At 69.2% G+C, this 17,579-nt stretch carries 23 protein-coding genes; 12 read left to right on the plus strand and 11 right to left on the minus strand.

Annotated features, from left to right (window positions below):
* Positions 1-31 precede the first annotated feature (31 nt).
* From OHA11_RS19715 to OHA11_RS19725, 3 genes are all read left to right on the plus strand, one after another.
* A complete protein-coding gene (locus OHA11_RS19715; protein WP_266507306.1) occupies positions 32-715 on the plus strand; it encodes an SGNH/GDSL hydrolase family protein in 684 nt (227 codons plus the stop codon).
* Positions 716-801: 86 nt separating this feature from the next.
* Positions 802-1,353 (plus strand): Uma2 family endonuclease, encoded by a 552-nt coding sequence (locus tag OHA11_RS19720; RefSeq protein WP_266498134.1) that lies wholly within the window; start codon positions 802-804, stop codon positions 1,351-1,353.
* A gap of 49 nt (positions 1,354-1,402) precedes the next feature.
* The gene (locus OHA11_RS19725) at positions 1,403-1,888 is read left to right on the plus strand and encodes a MarR family winged helix-turn-helix transcriptional regulator (protein ID WP_266498137.1); all 486 of its coding nucleotides are present in this window, start codon (positions 1,403-1,405) and stop codon (positions 1,886-1,888) included.
* A gap of 33 nt (positions 1,889-1,921) precedes the next feature.
* Here OHA11_RS19725 and OHA11_RS19730 read toward each other — a convergent pair whose 3' ends face one another.
* From OHA11_RS19730 to OHA11_RS19745, 4 genes are all read right to left on the minus strand, one after another.
* Positions 1,922-2,176, minus strand: a complete 255-nt coding sequence (locus OHA11_RS19730) for a type II toxin-antitoxin system RelE/ParE family toxin (protein WP_266498139.1) — start codon at positions 2,174-2,176, stop codon at positions 1,922-1,924.
* Positions 2,173-2,517, minus strand: coding sequence for a hypothetical protein (locus OHA11_RS19735; protein WP_266498141.1), 345 nt, complete (start codon positions 2,515-2,517; stop codon positions 2,173-2,175). Before OHA11_RS19735 ends, OHA11_RS19730 begins: the two co-directional genes overlap by 4 nt.
* Before the next feature lie 55 nt (positions 2,518-2,572).
* Positions 2,573-3,577 (minus strand): hypothetical protein, encoded by a 1,005-nt coding sequence (locus OHA11_RS19740; protein ID WP_266498143.1) that lies wholly within the window; start codon positions 3,575-3,577, stop codon positions 2,573-2,575.
* Between the two features lie 107 nt (positions 3,578-3,684).
* Entirely contained in the window at positions 3,685-4,104 is a 420-nt protein-coding gene (locus OHA11_RS19745) for a hypothetical protein (protein ID WP_266498146.1), read from the minus strand.
* 83 nt (positions 4,105-4,187) lie between these two features.
* Here OHA11_RS19745 and OHA11_RS19750 point away from each other — a divergent pair, with 83 nt between their 5' ends.
* The 5 genes from OHA11_RS19750 to OHA11_RS19770 all read left to right on the plus strand — a co-directional run bounded on the left by OHA11_RS19750 (position 4,188) and on the right by OHA11_RS19770 (position 8,199).
* Entirely contained in the window at positions 4,188-4,997 is an 810-nt protein-coding gene (locus tag OHA11_RS19750) for a helix-turn-helix transcriptional regulator (RefSeq protein ID WP_266498148.1), read from the plus strand.
* Complete coding sequence (locus OHA11_RS19755; RefSeq protein ID WP_266498150.1) at positions 4,994-5,245, plus strand: DUF397 domain-containing protein; 252 nt, start codon at positions 4,994-4,996, stop codon at positions 5,243-5,245. Before OHA11_RS19750 ends, OHA11_RS19755 begins: the two co-directional genes overlap by 4 nt.
* 127 nt (positions 5,246-5,372) lie before the next feature.
* Entirely contained in the window at positions 5,373-5,753 is a 381-nt protein-coding gene (locus OHA11_RS19760) for a hypothetical protein (protein ID WP_266498153.1), read from the plus strand.
* The gene (locus tag OHA11_RS19765) at positions 5,750-7,681 is read left to right on the plus strand and encodes an esterase-like activity of phytase family protein (RefSeq protein WP_266498155.1); all 1,932 of its coding nucleotides are present in this window, start codon (positions 5,750-5,752) and stop codon (positions 7,679-7,681) included. The genes OHA11_RS19760 and OHA11_RS19765 overlap by 4 nt, the downstream gene beginning before the upstream one ends.
* Positions 7,682-7,845: 164 nt before the next feature.
* Positions 7,846-8,199: a hypothetical protein gene (locus OHA11_RS19770; protein ID WP_266498157.1), complete on the plus strand. Its 354-nt coding sequence runs from the start codon at positions 7,846-7,848 to the stop codon at positions 8,197-8,199.
* On the opposite strand, the gene OHA11_RS19775 is transcribed toward OHA11_RS19770, so the two are convergent.
* Positions 8,183-8,308: a hypothetical protein gene (locus OHA11_RS19775; RefSeq protein WP_266498160.1), complete on the minus strand. Its 126-nt coding sequence runs from the start codon at positions 8,306-8,308 to the stop codon at positions 8,183-8,185. The genes OHA11_RS19770 and OHA11_RS19775 overlap by 17 nt on opposite strands.
* Before the next feature lie 148 nt (positions 8,309-8,456).
* On the opposite strand from OHA11_RS19775, the gene OHA11_RS19780 reads away from it, so the two are divergent.
* Positions 8,457-9,707 (plus strand): esterase family protein, encoded by a 1,251-nt coding sequence (locus tag OHA11_RS19780; RefSeq protein WP_266498162.1) that lies wholly within the window; start codon positions 8,457-8,459, stop codon positions 9,705-9,707.
* Between the two features lie 91 nt (positions 9,708-9,798).
* On the opposite strand, the gene OHA11_RS19785 is transcribed toward OHA11_RS19780, so the two are convergent.
* Positions 9,799-10,353, minus strand: a complete 555-nt coding sequence (locus tag OHA11_RS19785; RefSeq protein WP_266498165.1) for a TetR/AcrR family transcriptional regulator — start codon at positions 10,351-10,353, stop codon at positions 9,799-9,801.
* A gap of 259 nt (positions 10,354-10,612) precedes the next feature.
* On the opposite strand from OHA11_RS19785, the gene OHA11_RS19790 reads away from it, so the two are divergent.
* Positions 10,613-11,539 carry a zinc-binding dehydrogenase gene (locus OHA11_RS19790; RefSeq protein ID WP_266498167.1) on the plus strand — a complete coding sequence of 309 codons (927 nt, stop codon included), beginning with the start codon at positions 10,613-10,615 and terminating at the stop codon, positions 11,537-11,539.
* Positions 11,540-11,691: 152 nt separating this feature from the next.
* Here the strand turns inward: OHA11_RS19790 and OHA11_RS19795 are convergent, their stop codons facing one another.
* Together OHA11_RS19795 and thpR are read right to left on the minus strand one after the other, a co-directional pair.
* The gene (locus OHA11_RS19795) at positions 11,692-12,681 is read right to left on the minus strand and encodes an aldo/keto reductase (RefSeq protein ID WP_266498169.1); all 990 of its coding nucleotides are present in this window, start codon (positions 12,679-12,681) and stop codon (positions 11,692-11,694) included.
* 389 nt (positions 12,682-13,070) lie between these two features.
* A complete protein-coding gene (thpR, locus tag OHA11_RS19800) occupies positions 13,071-13,646 on the minus strand; it encodes an RNA 2',3'-cyclic phosphodiesterase (protein WP_266498170.1) in 576 nt (191 codons plus the stop codon).
* 113 nt (positions 13,647-13,759) lie between these two features.
* Between thpR and OHA11_RS19805 the strand changes: the two genes are divergently transcribed.
* Positions 13,760-14,347, plus strand: a complete 588-nt coding sequence (locus OHA11_RS19805) for a Uma2 family endonuclease (RefSeq protein ID WP_266498173.1) — start codon at positions 13,760-13,762, stop codon at positions 14,345-14,347.
* Between the two features lie 48 nt (positions 14,348-14,395).
* On the opposite strand, the gene OHA11_RS19810 is transcribed toward OHA11_RS19805, so the two are convergent.
* Both OHA11_RS19810 and OHA11_RS19815 read right to left on the minus strand, forming a co-directional pair.
* Complete coding sequence (locus OHA11_RS19810; protein ID WP_323186594.1) at positions 14,396-15,745, minus strand: MFS transporter; 1,350 nt, start codon at positions 15,743-15,745, stop codon at positions 14,396-14,398.
* A gap of 101 nt (positions 15,746-15,846) precedes the next feature.
* Positions 15,847-16,284: a MarR family winged helix-turn-helix transcriptional regulator gene (locus OHA11_RS19815; RefSeq protein WP_266498174.1), complete on the minus strand. Its 438-nt coding sequence runs from the start codon at positions 16,282-16,284 to the stop codon at positions 15,847-15,849.
* A gap of 155 nt (positions 16,285-16,439) precedes the next feature.
* Between OHA11_RS19815 and OHA11_RS19820 the strand changes: the two genes are divergently transcribed.
* Complete coding sequence (locus OHA11_RS19820) at positions 16,440-16,622, plus strand: hypothetical protein (RefSeq protein WP_055616674.1); 183 nt, start codon at positions 16,440-16,442, stop codon at positions 16,620-16,622.
* A 94-nt stretch (positions 16,623-16,716) separates the two neighbouring features.
* On the opposite strand, the gene OHA11_RS19825 is transcribed toward OHA11_RS19820, so the two are convergent.
* Positions 16,717-17,511 (minus strand): SDR family NAD(P)-dependent oxidoreductase, encoded by a 795-nt coding sequence (locus OHA11_RS19825; RefSeq protein ID WP_266498177.1) that lies wholly within the window; start codon positions 17,509-17,511, stop codon positions 16,717-16,719.
* Positions 17,512-17,579: the final 68 nt, after the last annotated feature.

Genomic DNA, 17,579 nt, shown 5'->3' on the forward strand with positions numbered 1-17,579 from the left:
GCCCGTGGCGGTGATCGTCCATGATGAGCGGATGCTCAGGTTCATGCCCGTCGGCGATTCCATGACCATCGGAAGCGCGGGCGAACACACATGGCGCTACCGGATGTGGCAGCACCTGCGCGCGACGTACGGCGGCCCCTTCAAGATCGTCGGCCCTCGCGAGACGCTGTACGACAAGGCCACGGAGACCGCCGACTCGTACGAGTACGCCGACCCGGACTTCCCCCGCGCCCACCTGGCCGGATGGGGCGAGGGCTGGCACCACCTGACCCCGCAGATCGCGGAGGCGGTCCGCACGTCACGCGCGGACGTCCTCCTGGTCTCCCTCGGCCTGATCGACCTGGGCTTCTACACGAACGCGGCCCAGACGGCGGAGAACGCCCGCGCCTTCGTCGCCGAGGCCCGCTCGGCGAACCCCCGCGTGGCGATGGTCCTCCTCCCGGTGATCCCGAACACGAGGGCGGAGACGGACGCGCCCTTCGCCCGCGAGGTCGCCCTCTTCAACGAGCTGCTCGCGAAGACGGTCGCGGACCTGGACGAGCCCGCGTCCTCGCTCCTCCTGGCCTCGGTCCCGCCCTCGTACGACATCACCGACGACACGTACGACGGCACGCACCCGAACGCTTCCGGCGAACACAAACTGGCGGCGGCGTTCGCGGAGGCGATGTATCAGGCGTGGGATGTGGGGGAGCGGTACGGGGCCGAAACCGCCTGACCGAATCAGGGCGTGGCTTGGTCACCGTGCGTGTCGTTGGGCTGCGTGGCCGCACTCGTCCGACGGCGGCCGGGGAGGAGCCCACGATGTCCGACGTCAACGCCCGGATCCTGGACGAGCTGTTCGACCAGGTGCCCGTCCCCGAGGGGTACAAGGGCGAGATCGTCGAGGGAGCGATCTACATCGCGCCACACCACGACATCCACTGGGAGACCACTCTCGCCCTCCTCGAAGTACTCAATGCAAGGTTCGGCAACGATGTGCGGGTCTTCTCAGACGTCCGCATCGACTTCCCCGGCCACCTGAACGGCTTCGCCCCGGACGTGGCAAAGCTGCGCGATGGTTCCGAAGCGGATACCGAGGGCCGTTGGCGCCACCAGGACGTCGAGTTCATCGCGGAAGTCGTCGACCCGCACAGGGCCAAGAACGACTACGGCCCCAAGAAGACCGCGTACGCCCTCGCCGAAGTCCCTGCCTACCTCATCGCCGACCCGTACCAAGGCAAGTGCCACCTCTACACCCAACCCAAGGACGGCGAGTACGTCAGCAAACTCTCTGTGGCCTACGGCGCGGACATCGACATGACGAGCACAGTCCTCGGTCTCACGCTCAAGACGGACGAGTTCCCCCAGGACTGACGCCTCGCCTCCTTGACCTCAACCAAACTTGAGCTCCTACGGTCGGCTCATGACCACCCAGAGCGCGACCCAGCCCAAGCCGTACCCCCGCGACCGGCTCGCCGCCCAGCCCATCGGCTACTGGACCGGCGCCGCCTACCGCGAGGTGGTCGGCCGGATCCGCAAGGAGCTGGCGACGGAGTCGCTCACCCAGCCCCACTGGTGGATCCTCAACCACGTCGCCGCCGCCCCCGCCCGCTGGACCCGGACCGAACTCACCGCCAAGCTCCAGCGGTACGACGACCAGGGCATCGACTTCGACGAGGTCTTCGACGACCTGGTGGGCCGCACCTGGCTGACGGAGGACGAACCCGGCGCCGAAACCCTCACCCTCACCGAGGCGGGAGAAGCGGGCCTCGCCCGCGCGAGGGAACGTACCCTCCGATCCCACGAGCAGACGCACGCCGGGATCACCGAGGAGGAGTACGTGGCCACCCTCGACGTGCTACGCCGGGTGATAACCAACTTGGGCGGGGACAGCGACCTGCCGGAGTAGGTCCGGCGGCTTAGCCTTCCGCCCCCGCAGCCGTCACACCTGCGTCCGCCCCACCATCAGCACTTTGATCGCCACTCGTGCGCCATCGATCTCGTACGTGACTCGGTACGCACCCACCCGTAACCGCCGCAGATCGGTGCCGCCCAGCTTGCTGCTCTCGGGCGGCTCGGGTTCGAGGGCGAGGGAGTTGATCGCCTGGACGAGAGGCTTGACGGCGTCCCCGTCACGCGATTTGAGGCGTCGCAGGCCTGCCGCCGCGGCCGGTTCCCAGATGATCGTGAACCTCATGAGGCCTTGCCCCTCAGCATGTCCTCGACTTCGGCCTGCGTGTACGTACCGCTGCCGCCCGTTGCCTTGGCTCGCAGCGCGATCGCCAGGTCGGCGAAGTCGATGGCGAGGGCCTTGGCGTTCGCGTCGGTGGCCGTGTCGGCGAGGGACTGCGCCCACCAGTGGTCGAGGAACGCCTCGAAGGCGGATCCTTCCGAGAGGGTCGCCAATTCGGTGTCGAGGTCCGGTAGCCGGTCGGGGCGGAGGGCCGCGCGGATCCCCTCAAGGTTGCGCGGAACCATGGGCCCGGTGAAGCCGACGGCCTCACGCGCCTCCTGAAGGATCTCGCTCCATGCCGCCATGTCCCTGCTCCTCTCCGAGGCCGCCTTCCGGGCTGCGGCAGCAGCGTATGACGCGCTACGCACCGGCGGCACACTCCTGTACACGCGTCCGCCACTGCTCCGAGAGTGGCTGGAACTGGAGCGTCGCCTCGAACGCGGCGGCCGTGCGGCAGCGGAGGCAGTGGGTTTCGTCGCTACGGGGGCGGAAGACGTGCTCGCTGCCGGGGCCCGGGCAGGTCACGAGGCCCCGCCTGGCCGGAGGGGCTACCCACTCGGGTGAGGGCGGAGCAGCGACCGGATGCCGAAGTCTCGCCGCCGCCGGTAGCTTCTGGACCAGGCGGTGACGCAGAAACCCGACCGCCGAGCGGATGCCGTCCTTCGGAAGGCCGGTCGTCAGGGCGCGGCGGAGATCCGGCGCGGAGACACCCCGCCGCAACCACTCCGCAGCCGCGCCAGCAAGGAGCCGGGCCTCGCGTACGCCGAGGAGCAGATCCCGGTTCGAGTGACGCAGCGACAGCAACAGGCCTTCCGCCTCCGCGAGTTCAGGATCCGGTTCGGGATCCGGTTCGGGATCCTCGCGATCAGCGGTGTCAGCGGCGTGATCGATGTGATCGGCATCCCGAGGCGGGTCTTGGGGTGGTGGGTGGGGAAGGTTCTTCTCTCCCAAGTCTTCTGTCTGGGGAGAATCACCGACCGTCCGCTCCCCCGGCCCACCGACCGTCGGCGGACGCTCACTCGGCAGGTCGTCGTCCTCACGGACCCGGGACGCCTCGTCACGCGTGAGGGTGACATTGGTGAGGAGTTGTTCCGTGACCCAGCGGCCCCGCGCCCCCTGCTCCCGCCACTCGTGCAAGTAACCGCAGTCGGCGAGGAGTTGCTTGGCCTTCTGGTAGGCCCGGCCCTTCAGACCCAGCCTGGCCGCGTGTTCGCTGAGCGGCTTGGGGGCGGTGGCCTCGGACTCGGGGAGCCCCTGTACGTACAGCAGCAGAACCTTCGCGTCACTGTTGAGCCGCGAGTGCCGTACGACGTCGTGCGAAGCCTTCGTATAGCGCCGAACCGGCGCGATAGCATGCCTAAGCATCCCTGGTGGACCTCTAGACCACTCGGTGGTGAAGGTCCTCGGGCGGTGTTCTCAGCACCTCCGGGGACCGCTCCGTACACGGATGCGCACGGAGTGTGATGTCGCGGTCACCGTACATCACCGATCAAGCGGCCCACCACTTCGTGCAGCAACCCCGCCTCCACGAACGGCACTTCGGGCGTCGGCTCCGACCTCCACTCCAACGGCCAGGTCAGCCCGCCCAACGCGGGCACCCCCACGTACGCCCATCCCTGCGAGTCCCGCCCCAGCGCCCGCACCCCGGTGGGCCAGCGGTAGCCCGTGGCACTTTGCGGAGGCAACAGGAAGTACATGTACCGGTACCCCGTCGCCTCCCGGACGACCGGCCCCGCCCGAAAGTCCGTGAACTGCATGAGCTCGTACGCGACTTGCTCTGCGAGGACGCCCGCGATGCGTACGGCGTCGAAGTGGATACCGGCGTGACGGAGTCCGTGGCCGGAGGCGGGGATCCAGGCGTGGACGGTGGTGGGGGAGGTTTTCGGGTTCATGAAGCAAATGCTTCCGGTCGGTCACATACTGTGACCAGGGTTACGCAAGGTCCGTGCACGTCTGTGCACTTGGGGAGGTCGCTGTGCACTCCAGTGAACGCGGGTCGGAGTCCTTCGGTGTGCTGTTGCGCTTCTACCGCGAACGGGCCGGGATGACGCTGGAAGGGCTCGGCGGACACGTCGGATACTCCAAGTCACAGGTCGCGATGGTGGAGCGCGGCGAGCGACAGCCCAAGGGCAAGTTGGTCGAGACCGCGGACCAGGTTCTGGGTGCACAAGGTGCACTACTGGTGTTGGCGGAGAAGGAGTTCGGGAACAGCGGACTTCGGCCATGGACCGAGGACTACCTGGCGGAGGAGAGGAAGGCCTCCGCGCTGCACGTGTACCAGACCCATCTGATCCCGGGTTCGCTCCAGACCGAGGCGTACGCGCGCGCCGTCTACTCCTGCAACCGCTACCCGACTCTGGACGACGACGAGATCGAGAAGCGGGTCGCCTCCCGACTGGAGCGACAGCAGCTCTTCGAGCGCAAACCCTCGCCGAGCGTCAGCTACGTACTGGAACAGAGCACTCTCACAAGGCCGTTGGGCAGTCCGGCGACGCTCAAGGAGCAACTGCACCACGTCCTCACCATCGGCCGACTCCGCCACGTCGAGGTCCAGGTCATGCCGCACGACCGGCATACACATGCCGGACTGAACGGCCCCATGATCCTCCTGGAGACAACCGAGCGTCTCCAGCTCGCCTACATCGAAGGGCCAAGCGGCGGCTACTTCGTAAGCGAACATCCTGACCTTGGAGACCTGTTCGGCAAATATGGCATTCTGCGGGCGCAGGCCCTCACTCCCGAGGAGTCCGCGAAGCTGATCGAAGAGGTGGCGCGGGAGCTATGAGCACGGACCTCGACTGGTTCAAAAGCAGCTACAGCGGCGGCGAGGGCGAATGCGTGGAGCTTGCCGTGCAGTGGACCAAGAGCAGCTACAGCGGTAGCGAGGGCGAATGCGTCGAGATAGCCGTAGCCCAGACCGCCGCCACCCCCGCCACCATCCACATCCGCGACTCCAAAACCCCCACCTCCGCCACCCTCAAGGTCGCCCCCGCGCCATGGGCCACCTTCCTCGGCCACGTCGCCGCGTCGTGAGTGATTCGGGCGCACTCTAAGTCGCCCATCCGGACCGGACCCGCCCTCACCGGATCTTCCATCCGGACGAGGTATCCACGCCCTGATTCGCGCACGTCGTACCGCCCCTCACGTGATGCTGGGCGTCATGGAGATCCGGATCACGATGGACGGGGCTCGGCACGACACCGAGCGGCGTTCCCTCTACAAGTGGCTGTGCGACGACCGGGAGTTGAGGGGGGTCGTCGAGGTCGCGATGGTCGGCTCGGAACCCGAGGAGCCGGACACCGACACGATGGGGGCCGGCTTCGAGACCATCGCCGTCGTCCTGAACACCGCGCTGCAGCTCGGCAGCCTCGCAGTGGCGATCGCGACATGGCGGCAGGGACACGCACCCCGTTCGACGATGGTCATCGAGCGCGACGGAGTAAGGATCACGCTCCCCGACGGCCGTCTCGACGACGCCGAGGCACTCCTGCGCGCCTTGGAGGACCGGGACCAGGGCCAGGACCGGGAGAGGCGCCGATGACCGGAGAGACCAACTCCCGGATCGATCCGGCGCGTTCGGCCTGCGTGCTCATCGGGGTCGACGCGTACACCGCCCTGGATCCGCTGCGGGCCGTACGGAACAACCTCACTCGGCTCGAAGAGGCGTTGACGGACCCGGGTATCTGGGGCGTACCCCGGGAGTCGTGCCAGGTCGTGTCCAATCCGGCGACACAGCAGGAGCTGATCGGCCCGGTCCGCAAAGCGGCCACGGCCGCTCAGGACACACTGATCGTCTACTACGCGGGCCACGGCTTCATCGACCACTCGGACGGCGGTCTCTATCTGACGCTTCCCGGGACGGAACCCGGGGAGATCGACGGGGCGGTGCCCTACGAATGGCTGCGCCGCGCCATTCGCGACAACGGCTCGGCCAAGCGTCGCGTCGTGGTGCTGGACTGCTGCTACAGCGGCAAGGCGCTCGACGGCATGTCCGCCGCGGGGACTCTGCAGGTCACGGCCCTCATGAATGACGTCGAGGGGTCGTACGTGGTGGCGGCCTCCGCCGCGAACCGACTGGCGCTGTCCCCCCGGGGCGAGGAGTGCACGGCCTTCACCGGTGAACTCGTGAACATCCTGGGGCACGGCATCCCGGGCGATCCGGAGGTGCTGCCCCTGGGCAGGGTCTTCCACCATGTCCGCACCAGTCTGCAGCGCAAGAGGCGGCCGCAGCCCGAACTGCAGGACCGCAACGGCATCGGCTCGCTGCTCTTCGTCAAGAACCGGCAGCACGTCGCGCAGGCCGTCCCGCCGCCGTCCGGAGGGACACCGACCGCACCCGGGCGCAGACGGCGCGGCTACCTGGTGTCCGCCGCGGTGGCGGTGGTCGCGGCTCTCACGACGGCGGGAGCCCTGATCCTGTGGCCGCCCGAGAAGGCGGCCGGGCCCTGCTCGAAGACCGCGTCGCTGCTGAGCGTCTCCGACGCCCTGGGCAGGGTCGACGATCCGAAGTACCAGCGGGCCCGCCTGGACGGCCTGTCCGCGATCGCGCTCGACGGACCGGCCCACGCGTGGGTGCTGGCCGACAACGCCCCGGGCCGGATGTTCCACGTCGCGCTCGGCACCCCCGACCGCCTCGATCCCGATCCCGAGAGCGGCGGGGGGATCCGGACCCTCAGACGCAAGGACGGCACCCCGTACAAGCAAGGCTTCGACGGTGAGGGCCTGGTCGTCGAGAAGGGCACCGACACCGTGCTGATCAGCGCGGAGCGAGACTCGGCGATCCATCGGTTCCGGATCGCGGACGGCAAGGAGCTGGGCACCCTGCCCGTCCCCGGACCCTGGCGGAACATCCCCTCCGGAGGGCGGGCCGACGGAAACCGCAACGTCGAGTCCCTGACCGCCACGTCGGACGGCCGCCACCTCTACACGGGCCTCGAAGGGCCGCTCGCCGGCGACGGCGACTCGGCGGGCCGCAACCTGTTGCGCATCCAGCGCTACACGGGCTCGCCGGGCGGCTCGTACGCCTTCGACGGCCAGTACGCGTACGAGGCCGACGCGGGCGCCTACCTGGCGGAACTCGTCGCGGTCGACACCGACCGGCTGCTCGCACTGGAGCGCACGTACGCCGCGGGCATGGGCAACAGGATCCGCGTCTACGACGTCACACTCACCGGCATGACGGACGTCTCAAAGGTCACATACCTGACCGACGAACTCCCCGACACCTTCGCCACCGAGAAGAAGCGGCTCGTACTCGACCTGGTCGACTGCCCCTCCGGAGACCTGAAGGCACCCGAGGGACAGACCCAGCCGAACCCGCTCCTCGACAACGTGGAGGGCATGGCCCTCGGCGGCCGCCTCACCGAGGGGGAACACCGTGGCCGCCGCCTGCTCTATCTGATCAGCGACAACAACAGCAACCCGAAACAGGTCACCAGGCTGTACGCCCTGAGCGTGTCCCTGAAGTGATTCCTGCGCCCGGCAAGGTGTTCAGAACGCCTGGCCCCGCTCGCCCGGCACGTTCACCTGGCTTGTTCCTATGGTCTGCCTGGTCACGACAGTAGGCTGCCGGACACCGAGATGTCGGAGGTCGGCAGGAGACCCCGCACCGGCCGGAATGAGTCGAGGAGCCGATGCAGCGACGGCGGGCAGTCTCTCCCGAGGAGCGGTACGAGCAGCTGGTCGCGCAGTTCGCGGAGCTGGACGGGGTGACCATCCCTGGCGACGAGCCGGGACGGGAGGGAAAGTTCGGCGCTGCCGCACTCAAGGTCGGCGGGAAGATTTTCGCGATGCTCGCGCAGGGCCGTCTGGTGGTGAAGCTCCCGCGGGCCCGGGTCGACCAGCTGGTGGATGCCGGTGAGGGCGAGCGCTTCGACCCGGGGCACGGGCGGCTCATGCGCGAGTGGCTCAGCCTGGACCCCGGCTCGGAGCTCAGCTGGGACGGACTGGCCCGTGAGGCCCTGGACTTCGTCAACCCTGCCCGCTGAACCGCACAAGGACGGCTTCCCAGCCCAGGCCGCCGAGCACGGGCACGGGCACGGGCACGGCGCGACGTACGTCGGTGGCCCCGCAGCCCATCACCCTCACCTCACCCATCGCCCCTCACCGGCACCGTCAACCATCGCCCGGAACCTGCCACCCGCCGCCGCCCCCTCCGTCACACCCTGGTGAGATTTCTGCAACATCCTGGTAAGTCCGGTCTCCCGGACGTGACCAGGAGCCCTGGGTTTCCCTCTCCAAGGGCATGAGTCTGACCGGGACGTCGTTCCTCTACACCGTCGTCGTACTGTTCGCCCTCGCCGTCGTGCTGCCGCTCGTGCTGTGGTCGCGGCTGCGGGGGCCCAGAGTGCTGCGGGCCGTGGGCCGGGTGCTGATGCTGCTGTTCGCGCAGGGCACGGCCGTCACCCTGGTGTTCGTCCTGGTCAACAACTCCAACTGTCTCTACGACAACTGGTCCGACCTGCTCGGCACGAGCAACCATGTGCAGCGGGCCGCCGACCTGGGTGCGGACGGTACCGGCGGGATATCGCTGGAGCGGTTGCCCAGGGTCCAGCAGAATTTCCACAGGGCCTCCGGGCCCGGCATGCGCGCGGCCGGCGGCGTGCGCGTCACTCAGCTCAAGGGCCGGGTCTCGGGGGTGAACGCCGAGGTCTACGTCTGGCTGCCCCCGCAGTACGACGAACCCGCCTACCGCAACCACAAGTTCCCCGTCGTGGAGCTGCTGCCGGGCTTCCCGGGCTCGGCGAAGGCGTGGTTCGGGACGCTGAAGGCGCACGAGCAGCTGATGCCGCTGATGCGCAGTGGGCAGGTCGCGCCGTTCATTCTGGTGGCGCCGCGTACCAGCCTGCTGCCCAGGGTGGACACGGGCTGCGCCAACGTGCCGGGCACGGTCAACGCCGACTCCTGGCTGAGCATCGACGTACCGAGGATGGTCACCGACAACTTCCGTGCCCAGTCGGCCCCGCAGGGCTGGGCGGTCGCCGGATACTCGGCCGGGGGACACTGCGCGACGAGGCTCGCCATCGCCCACCCCGACCGCTACCGGGCCGCGGTCAGCCTGTCCGGCTACAACGACCCGAACGGTGAACGCAGTTCGCTGACCGCGCGGACCCCGGCACTGCGGGCCGCCAACAACCCGTATCTCATGCTCAGGCGGGCGCCCGTACCGCCCCCGATCTCGCTCTACCTCTCGGGTCAGCCGCGCGACGGCTACGAGGCGGCCGTGAGCCTCCAACAGGCCGCGAAGGCGCCGACGAACGTGCACGTGGTGCTCGTGCCGCGCAGCGCGGGCGGCCACACGATGGCGCTGTGGGAGCCACAGGTGGTCCCGTCGTTCCGCTGGCTGACCGAACTGTTCCCCGCCGGGACCACCGGGACCACCGGAACCGCCGGAACCGCCGGGGCCGCCGGGGCCGCCGGGAACGACCAGCCGCCCAGCGCCCGCGCCGACCGTCCCGTGACCCGCCACGCGGGACCCGGGAGGGGTGTTGCCTAGATCGGCGATCAGCCCGGCCCGCCAGGTGACCTCCGCCGAGGGCCAGGAACAGGAGCCGAAGGCCAGGAACAGGAACAGGAACAGGATGCCGCTACTCGGCCGGAGTGCGCAGGCCGGCCAGCATCACCTCGTGCGTGCTCTCACGCTGCCGGGGAGTTGAGGCCGAGTCGGCCATGCGCATGAACGCCGCCACGTCTTCGGCGGTGACATCCCCGCGCAGTTGGCCGCTTCGCCGGGCTCGGTCGGCGACCGGGGTGATCAAGGAGGCGGTGAGAGCCCTCCCCTGCTCGGCCGCCTGCGGGCTCGTCCTGCACAGAGCGTCGAACAACCGCAGCCCCGCGTCGTCGAGTACGCACCCGCGGGTGAACACCGCGCGGAAGGCCTCCCAGTCGTCGGCGATGGCAGCGGCCTCCTCCGCGACCTGGCCCGCGCCGCGCGCCAGGTCCTCCAGCAACTCAAGGACAAGGTCGTCCTTGGTCGCGAAGTGCCGGTAGAAGGTGGTTGCTCCCACTCCCGCGGTCCGGGCGATGGCCTCGATGCTCAGGTCGGGTCCCTGCTCGGCGAAGGCCAGGCGGGCCGCATCGAGCAGCCGCCGCCGGTTGCGAACTTGGTCTTTGCGCGGTGCACGCGGTGACGTGGCGGTCAATCCAGGCTCCTGATCGGGACACCCACCGAGGCGGTAGTGGTGCTGCCCCGCCTCGGCCAGCACGATGGATTCGGTAGTGATACTACCGCTTCTTGCGGGAGGCGCGCCCACTCGGCCCCACGCCCCACTCAGGCGCACGGCGCCAGCCGCCCCACCCCCCTCCGTCAGTCGCACCGCAGACCGATCCGGTTGTTCCACTACCGTTTTATGCGTACGGTGAAGCGGTAGCAGTACTACCACTTCCCAGGAAGGTGCTTTCATGCGCGCGCTCATCCCGACCGGCAACCCGGAGACCCTCACCGAGCTGGGGGAGGTCGATCTCCCCACCCCGCAGCGCCACGAAGTGTTGATCCGGGTGACCGACGTCGCACTCAACCGGGCGGACTTCCTGTACCTGAGCGACCCTTCGACCACGTTCCGCCCCGGTATCGACGCGGCCGGGGTCGTCGCGAAGGCAGCAGTGGACGGCAGCGGACCGTCGGAGGGCAGCCGGGTCGCCCTCCACCTGCCCTCAGGAGGAGGCGCCGCCGAGTACGTCGCCGCCTCGGCGGACCGCCTCGCGGTCATCCCCGACAACGTGGACTCCGCCTCCGCGGCCGCGCTCCCCCTGGGCGGGCTGGTCGCCCAGCGACTCCTCGCCCTCGCCGGCCCTCTGGAGGGGCGCAGGATTCTCGCCACGGGCGTGGGAGGCGGGGTCGGCCAGGTCCTCATCCAGCTCGCCGTCGCGGAAGGAGCCGAGATCACCGCCGTTGCCGCGCAGGGCCAGCCGACTGACCACATGGCGGCGCTGGGCGCCAAGATCGCCCTCGACATCGACGCCGTCGAGGACACCGCCTTCGACATCGTCCTGGAGTCCGTGGGTGGCGACCTGGGGTCGAAGACAGCCCACAAGCTGCGCCCCGGCGGCCAGTTCCTCTGGTTCGGTCAGGCCAGCGGCAGCCCCATCACCCTGGACTTCTTCCGGCAGGTCCAGGGGGGCACCTCTCTGACCTTGCGCCACTTCGTCTACGGCGACGGTGACGGGAGTCGTGACGCCCAGGACATGAACGCGCTACTGGACCTGGCTTCGCAGGGGAAGCTCCAGGTCGAGATCGGTCGCCGCGACAACTGGGCCGTCGCGGACTCGCTGCTGAAGGAGATGGCAGCAGGCCGCCTGCGGGGCAAGGCGGTACTCGACGTCGACTGAACCCTTCTGAGCCAGCCGCGACTCGAGGTCAGCCGACTCGTGCTCGGGATCCCGCCCTGTTGATGGCCGCCGCTTCCTTCCGGTTCCTTGCGGTTCCTTGCGGGTATCGGCGGGGCCGCGGCAGCCATCACGTGAACCGTCGGCCTACGACGTCACCAGGCGAACGCCTCTGGCGAAGGCCCCGGTCCGGGGAAGATCTCGTCGAGCGAGGTCAGCAGTTCCGCACTCAGCTCCAGTTCGACGGCCCGCAGGGCGGACTCCAGCTGCTCGGCCGTGCGCGGGCCGACGATCGGGCCCGTGATGCCCGGCCGGGTCAGCAGCCAGGCCAGGGCGGCCTCGCCGGGCTCGACGCCGTGCTTGTCCAGCAGGTCCTCGTACGACTGGATCTGCGCGCGGATGGCGGTGTTGGTGAGGGCGTCGGCGGCCCGGCCGCTCGCCCGGCGCCCGCCCTCGACCTCCTTCTTGATGACACCGCCGAGCAGACCGCCGTGCAGCGGCGACCACGGGATGACGCCGAGGCCGTAGTCCTGGGCGGCCGGGATGACCTCCATCTCGGCGCGGCGCTCGGCGAGGTTGTAGAGGCACTGCTCGCTGACGAGGCCGATCGTGCCGCCTCGGCGGGCGGCGATCTCGTTGGCCTGGGCGATCTTGTAGCCGGGGAAGTTGGAGGACCCGACGTAAAGGATCTTCCCCTGCTGCACGAGTACGTCGATGGCCTGCCAGATCTCCTCGAAGGGAGTGTCGCGGTCGATGTGGTGGAACTGGTAGATGTCGATGTAGTCGGTCTGGAGCCGCTTCAGGCTCGCGTCCACCGCCCGCCGGATGTTGAGCGCGGTGAGCTTGTCGTGGTTGGGCCAGGCGTCGCCGGCGGTCATGTGCCCGTACACCTTGGTGGCCAGGACCACCTTGTCGCGGCGCTCGCCGCCCTTGGCGAACCAGCTTCCGATGATCTCTTCGGTACGGCCCTTGTTCTCGCCCCAGCCGTACACGTTGGCGGTGTCGAAGTAGTTGATCCCCGCGTCCAGCGCCGCGTCCATGATCGCGTGGCTGTCGGCCTCGTCGGTCTGCGGACCGAAGTTCATGGTCCCGAGTACGAGTCGGCTGACCTTGAGTCCTGTGCGTCCCAGCTGCGTGTACTTCATGGTCATAGCCAACGCCTTCGAGCCCGCTCGAAGCAAGGGTGTCACTCGGCGCTTCATCAGCGCCGTTGGCCCAGGGAAGCGCCCTCTCACTGCCTCATGGCCGGGCGACTTGGACGGTCGATCCCACGGAGGCACAAGGCTGATCCCATGGAGGCACAAGGACGACGGCGAGGTCGGTCGGTTACCTGCCCACCGCCGCCGCCATCGCCACCACAACGAACATCAGCACAAGCACCCCGGCCATGATCCGGTTCCGCGTCTTCGGGTCCACGTCGCCGAGCCTAGCCGCCCCGCCCTCAGGCACCCCCGGCGAGGGGTCCGGGGGAGAGTCCGGTGACACGTCGGGCGACGGATCGGGCGGCGGGTCAGGCTACGGGTCGGGCGAAAGGTCAGGCGGCAGGTCGGCCAAGGGGCCAACGTCCGTGCACCTCGTACCGCGGCTGCTCCCCCGGCACACCCGAGGCGGGCAGCCGGCTCCGCATCAGGCAGAGCTCGCCGACCGTCCACGCCCGCCCCTCGAAGCCGTCCAGCGTGGACACGTACTGCGTGAAGTCCGTCTCCTCCCGGCTGCGCGCCAGCGTGAGGTGCGGCCGGTACCGGCGGTGCTCCTCCCGCTCCACCCCCGCCTTCCGCCCCGCCGCCCCCGCCCGCTCGGCGAGCAGCCGCAACGTCCGTACGTCCCCCGCGGCGCCCGCCCACAACGCCCGGCCCCCGAAACGGCCGCCGCCCCGCAGGGACAGAGGGAACGGGTCCGTCCGCCGCGCCGCGCGCTCCAGGCGGGCCGACAGATCCGGTACGAGATCCTCGTCGACCTCTCCGTAGAACGCGAGCGTGAAGTGCCAGCCGGGGCGGCCCGTCCAGCGCAGCCCCTGGCCCGTTTCCGGCAGCTTCCTCAACTCGTCGACCACCGAGGCGAGTTCGGCGGTCACGTTCTCCGGGGGCAGCACAGCGGCGAAGAGTCTCATGGCGTCAGTCTCCCCGTCGTGTGCCTTCGCCCCGAGCGTGCCCTGATGACCGTGCGTATCGTTGTACTGCGCGGCTGCGCTCGAACGAGTCGTAGCCGGGGAGGAGCGCCACGATGACCGTCCTTGAAGACAGGATCGAGATGGCCGAGAGCAGCGGCGAACTCACGCTCGACGCGATGTTCGAGTGGCTGGAGAAGATGCCCGTCCCCGAGGGAATCAAGGTTGAGATCGTCGGGGGGAACATCTTCATGTCGCCGCAGCGCCGCACGCACTGGCAGATCATTTTCAACATCCTCGACCAGCTGTGTGCCCGGTATCCGATGCAGCGCCTGATGTCCGACGTTCGCATCGACTTCCCCGGGCACCTCAACGGGTTCGCGACTGACGTGGCGGCCCTCGCGGAGGGCTTCGAGCCGGACGACAAGGACCGCTTGCGGTATCAGGACGTCGAGTTCGTCGCCGAGGTGATCTCCAAGGGCACCGCACGGAACGACTACGAGCCGAAGAAGGCCGCGTACGCCGCCGCCGGGGTGCCGGCGTACCTGATCGTGAACCCGTACACCGGCCGCTGGCACCTGCACACGCAGCCGAAGGGCGGCGAGTACCACTGCGAGGTCAGCTTCGGCTTCGGCGACGAGGTCGACCTGACCGGGACGCCCGTCGACCTCGTCCTCAAGACCGACGAGTTCCCCCGCGACTGAACAGCCGAGGCGACCGAACAGCCGAGACTCCGGTCCTACGCTGCGGTCCTACGCCGCGGTCGCCAGCGCCCGTTCCCTCGGGACGAAGCGGACCCGCGGGTGGCCGTGGTGCCAGCCCACCGACAGGCGCAGGCCGCCCACGCGGGCCAGGGCCAGGCCGACGGTGACCGCGGCCAGGGCCGAGATCACTCCGCCGACGGCGAAGCCGACCCGGGGGCCGTAGGCGTCCGTGATCCAGCCGACCACGGGCGCCCCCAGCGGCGTACCGCCCATGAAGACCATCATGAACAGGGCCATGACGCGGCCGCGCATGGCCGGGTCGGTGCCCATCTGGACCGTCGTGTTCGCCGTGACGTTGACGGTCAGGCCGGCGATTCCGATGGGGACCATGAGGAAGGCGAACAGCCAGTAGGACGGGGCCAGGGCCGCCACGATCTCCAGGACGCCGAAGGCGACGGCCGCCGCGACCAGCACGCGTGCCCGGGCCGTACCACGCCGGGCGGCGAGCAGCGCGCCCGCGAGCGACCCCACGGCCATCAGCGTGTTGAAGAGGCTGTACGCGCCCGCGCCGGCGTGGAAGACGTCGTCCGCGTAGGCCGAGAGCCAGACCGGGAAGTTGAAGCCGAAGGTGCCGATGAATCCGACGAGGATGATCGGCCACAGCAGGTCGGGGCGGCCCGCGACATAGCGCAGGCCCTCGCGGAGCTGGCCCTTTCCGCGCGGGGTGCGCTCGACCTGGTTCAGCTCACGGGAGCGCATCAGGAGCAGACCGGCGATGGGCGCGACGAACGACAGGCCGTTGAGCAGGAACGCCCAGCCCGTGCCCACGCTCGTGATGAGCAGGCCCGCGACGGCGGGGCCGACGAGGCGGGCGGACTGGAAGTTGGCGGAGTTGAGACTGACCGCGTTCTGCAGCTGGCCGGGACCGACCATCTCGGCGACGAAGGACTGCCGGGCCGGGTTGTCGATCACCGTGGCGAGGCCGACGGCGAAGGCGGCGACGTAGACGTGCCAGACGTGGACCTGGCCGGAGAGGGTCAGGAAGGCGAGCGCGAGGCCCGTGAGGCCCATGGCTGCCTGGGTGGCCAGCAGCGCCGGGCGCTTCGGCAGGCGGTCCACGAGGACACCGCCGTACAGGCCGAAGAGCAGCATCGGCAGGAACTGCAGCGCCGTGGTGATACCGACGGCGGCCGAGGAGCCGGTCAGGCTCAGCACCAGCCAGTCCTGGGCGATGCGCTGCATCCAGGTGCCGGTGTTGGAGACGACCTGGCCGGTGAAGAACAGGCGGTAGTTCCTGATCTTCAGCGAGCTGAACATCGAGGAGCGGGTCTTGGGAGCGGACGGGGAGTTGTGGTCGGCAGGTGCGGGGGCGGAGTCTGCTCCGGGTCCCGTACTCAACGGCGTTCGCCTCCTTGGACGAGGGTGGGGGACGGGAAGTGGGGGACGGGAAGTGGGGGACGGGGTGGGTTCGGTGCGCGCGACGTACCGGTGCGCGCGCGTTACAGGTGCGCGAGTTTCTCCAGGACGGGGGCGGCCTCGCGGAGCTTCGCCCAGTCGTCCTCGTCCAGGCCGTCGACCAGGGAGGCCAGCCACGCGTTCCGCTTGCGGCGGCTCTCGTCGAGCATGGCCTCGGCCCGCTCGGTCTGCGTGACGACCTTCTGGCGCCGGTCCTCGGGGTGCGGCTCCAGCTTGACCAGGCCCTTGGCTTCGAGGAGCGCCACGATGCGGGTCATCGAGGGCGGCTGCACATGCTCCTTGCGGGCGAGCTCGCCCGGGGTGGCCGTGCCGCAGCGGGCGAGGGTGCCGAGCACCGACATTTCGGTCGGGCTCAGCGACTCGTCGACCCGTTGGTGCTTGAGTCGACGCGACAGGCGCATCACGGCTGATCGCAGGGAGTTCACGGCGGCAACGTCGTCGCCATGGGTCAGGTCAGGCATGTTCATTAGAGTAACTCATTACTCTCCCTAAAGACCACCGGGACACACTCCGGATCACCGTGAAACGGGCCACCCACACCTCTCATCACTCATACGAGTGAGAATGCTCCGGAAAGTGACCCAAGGCACGGCGGGGTACGGCAACCCTCGACCTCATGGGGACCAGTGTGCTCAGCCTGCGGATAGACGGGGAGCTGCTCGATCGGCTCCGGCATCATGCGGCCAAAAGGGGGATGAGCGTCCAGGACTACGTGGTCCGGACGCTCGTACGCGACGACTTCGACGAGCGGTTCCAGACCGCGGTCGAGGAGACGGAAAAGTTCTACGGGGTCACGTGAGCCCACAGGGGGACGACGGGTCACGTGAGCCCACGCGATGGGGCCGGGTCGCGTGAGCCCGCGGTGAGCTGCGCCGGGCGCCGGGCCCGCGTCGTCAGGGCAGGATCGAGTCGACGTATCCACCGTCGACCCGCAGGGCTCCGCCCGTCGTGGCCGACGCCTGGTCGGAGCTGAGGTAGACGACCATGTGGGCGATCTCCTCGGGCTCGATCAGCCGTTGCAGGAGCGACTGCGGCCGGTGCCTGCGCATGAACTCGCGCTGGGCCTCGTCCCAGGGCAGATCACGGTCGACGAGTTCGTAGACGAAGTCCTCGACGCCGCCGGTGTGGGTAGGGCCGGCGATGACCGAGTTGACCGTCACCCCCGTGCCCGCCGCCTGCTTCGCGAAGCCGCGGCCGACCGCGAGGAGCGCCGTCTTGGACATGCCGTAGTGGATCATCTCGGCCGGGATGACGATCGCCGAGTCACTGGCGATGTTCAGGATCCGGCCCCAGCCGCGCTCGGTCATGCCCGGCAGGTACATGCGGGTCAGCCGTACCGCGGCCAGCACGTTCACCTCGAAGTAGCGCCGCCACTCCTCGTCGCTGATGTCGAGGGGGTCGGCGGAGCCGAAGATGCCGAGGTTGTTGACGAGGATGTCCACCTCCGGCAGCACCTCCAGGACGCGCTGGGCACCCTCCTCGTTCGCCACGTCGGCGGCCACGGGTACGAAGGAGCCCCCGGGCACTTCCTCCGTCAGCCGCGCCACGGCCTCCGCGACCCGCTTCTCGTCTCGGCCGTTCACCCCGACACGGGCGCCGGAGCGGGCGAGTCCGGCGGCGATCGCCGCGCCGATGCCCTGCGTCGAGCCCGTCACCAGGGCGGTGCGTCCCGCCAGGTCGATCTGCATGTGGAACCAGTCTCCTCGTGCGTCTGTCCGCCCCGCGTACCTGTCCGTCCTACCGTTCTACGTGCCCC

It is taken from the genome of Streptomyces sp. NBC_00878 (assembly GCF_026341515.1).
Classification (GTDB): Bacteria; Actinomycetota; Actinomycetes; order Streptomycetales; family Streptomycetaceae; genus Streptomyces.

Bases quoted from the DNA above. Each gene is read 5' to 3' on its own strand.
- OHA11_RS19715 (WP_266507306.1), top strand. From the start codon at position 32: ATGCTCAGGTTCATGCCCGTCGGCGATTCCATGACCATCGGAAGCGCG.
- OHA11_RS19720 (WP_266498134.1), top strand. From the start codon at position 802: ATGTCCGACGTCAACGCCCGGATCCTGGACGAGCTGTTCGACCAGGTG.
- OHA11_RS19725 (WP_266498137.1), top strand. From the start codon at position 1,403: ATGACCACCCAGAGCGCGACCCAGCCCAAGCCGTACCCCCGCGACCGG.
- OHA11_RS19730 (WP_266498139.1), bottom strand. From the start codon at position 2,176: ATGAGGTTCACGATCATCTGGGAACCGGCCGCGGCGGCAGGCCTGCGA.
- OHA11_RS19735 (WP_266498141.1), bottom strand. From the start codon at position 2,517: ATGGCGGCATGGAGCGAGATCCTTCAGGAGGCGCGTGAGGCCGTCGGC.
- OHA11_RS19740 (WP_266498143.1), bottom strand. From the start codon at position 3,577: ATGCTTAGGCATGCTATCGCGCCGGTTCGGCGCTATACGAAGGCTTCG.
- OHA11_RS19745 (WP_266498146.1), bottom strand. From the start codon at position 4,104: ATGAACCCGAAAACCTCCCCCACCACCGTCCACGCCTGGATCCCCGCC.
- OHA11_RS19755 (WP_266498150.1), top strand. From the start codon at position 4,994: ATGAGCACGGACCTCGACTGGTTCAAAAGCAGCTACAGCGGCGGCGAG.
- OHA11_RS19760 (WP_266498153.1), top strand. From the start codon at position 5,373: ATGGAGATCCGGATCACGATGGACGGGGCTCGGCACGACACCGAGCGG.
- OHA11_RS19765 (WP_266498155.1), top strand. From the start codon at position 5,750: ATGACCGGAGAGACCAACTCCCGGATCGATCCGGCGCGTTCGGCCTGC.
- OHA11_RS19770 (WP_266498157.1), top strand. From the start codon at position 7,846: ATGCAGCGACGGCGGGCAGTCTCTCCCGAGGAGCGGTACGAGCAGCTG.
- OHA11_RS19775 (WP_266498160.1), bottom strand. From the start codon at position 8,308: ATGGGTGAGGTGAGGGTGATGGGCTGCGGGGCCACCGACGTACGTCGC.
- OHA11_RS19780 (WP_266498162.1), top strand. From the start codon at position 8,457: ATGAGTCTGACCGGGACGTCGTTCCTCTACACCGTCGTCGTACTGTTC.
- OHA11_RS19790 (WP_266498167.1), top strand. From the start codon at position 10,613: ATGCGCGCGCTCATCCCGACCGGCAACCCGGAGACCCTCACCGAGCTG.
- OHA11_RS19795 (WP_266498169.1), bottom strand. From the start codon at position 12,681: ATGAAGTACACGCAGCTGGGACGCACAGGACTCAAGGTCAGCCGACTC.
- thpR (WP_266498170.1), bottom strand. From the start codon at position 13,646: ATGAGACTCTTCGCCGCTGTGCTGCCCCCGGAGAACGTGACCGCCGAA.
- OHA11_RS19805 (WP_266498173.1), top strand. From the start codon at position 13,760: ATGACCGTCCTTGAAGACAGGATCGAGATGGCCGAGAGCAGCGGCGAA.
- OHA11_RS19815 (WP_266498174.1), bottom strand. From the start codon at position 16,284: ATGCCTGACCTGACCCATGGCGACGACGTTGCCGCCGTGAACTCCCTG.
- OHA11_RS19820 (WP_055616674.1), top strand. From the start codon at position 16,440: ATGGGGACCAGTGTGCTCAGCCTGCGGATAGACGGGGAGCTGCTCGAT.
- OHA11_RS19825 (WP_266498177.1), bottom strand. From the start codon at position 17,511: ATGCAGATCGACCTGGCGGGACGCACCGCCCTGGTGACGGGCTCGACG.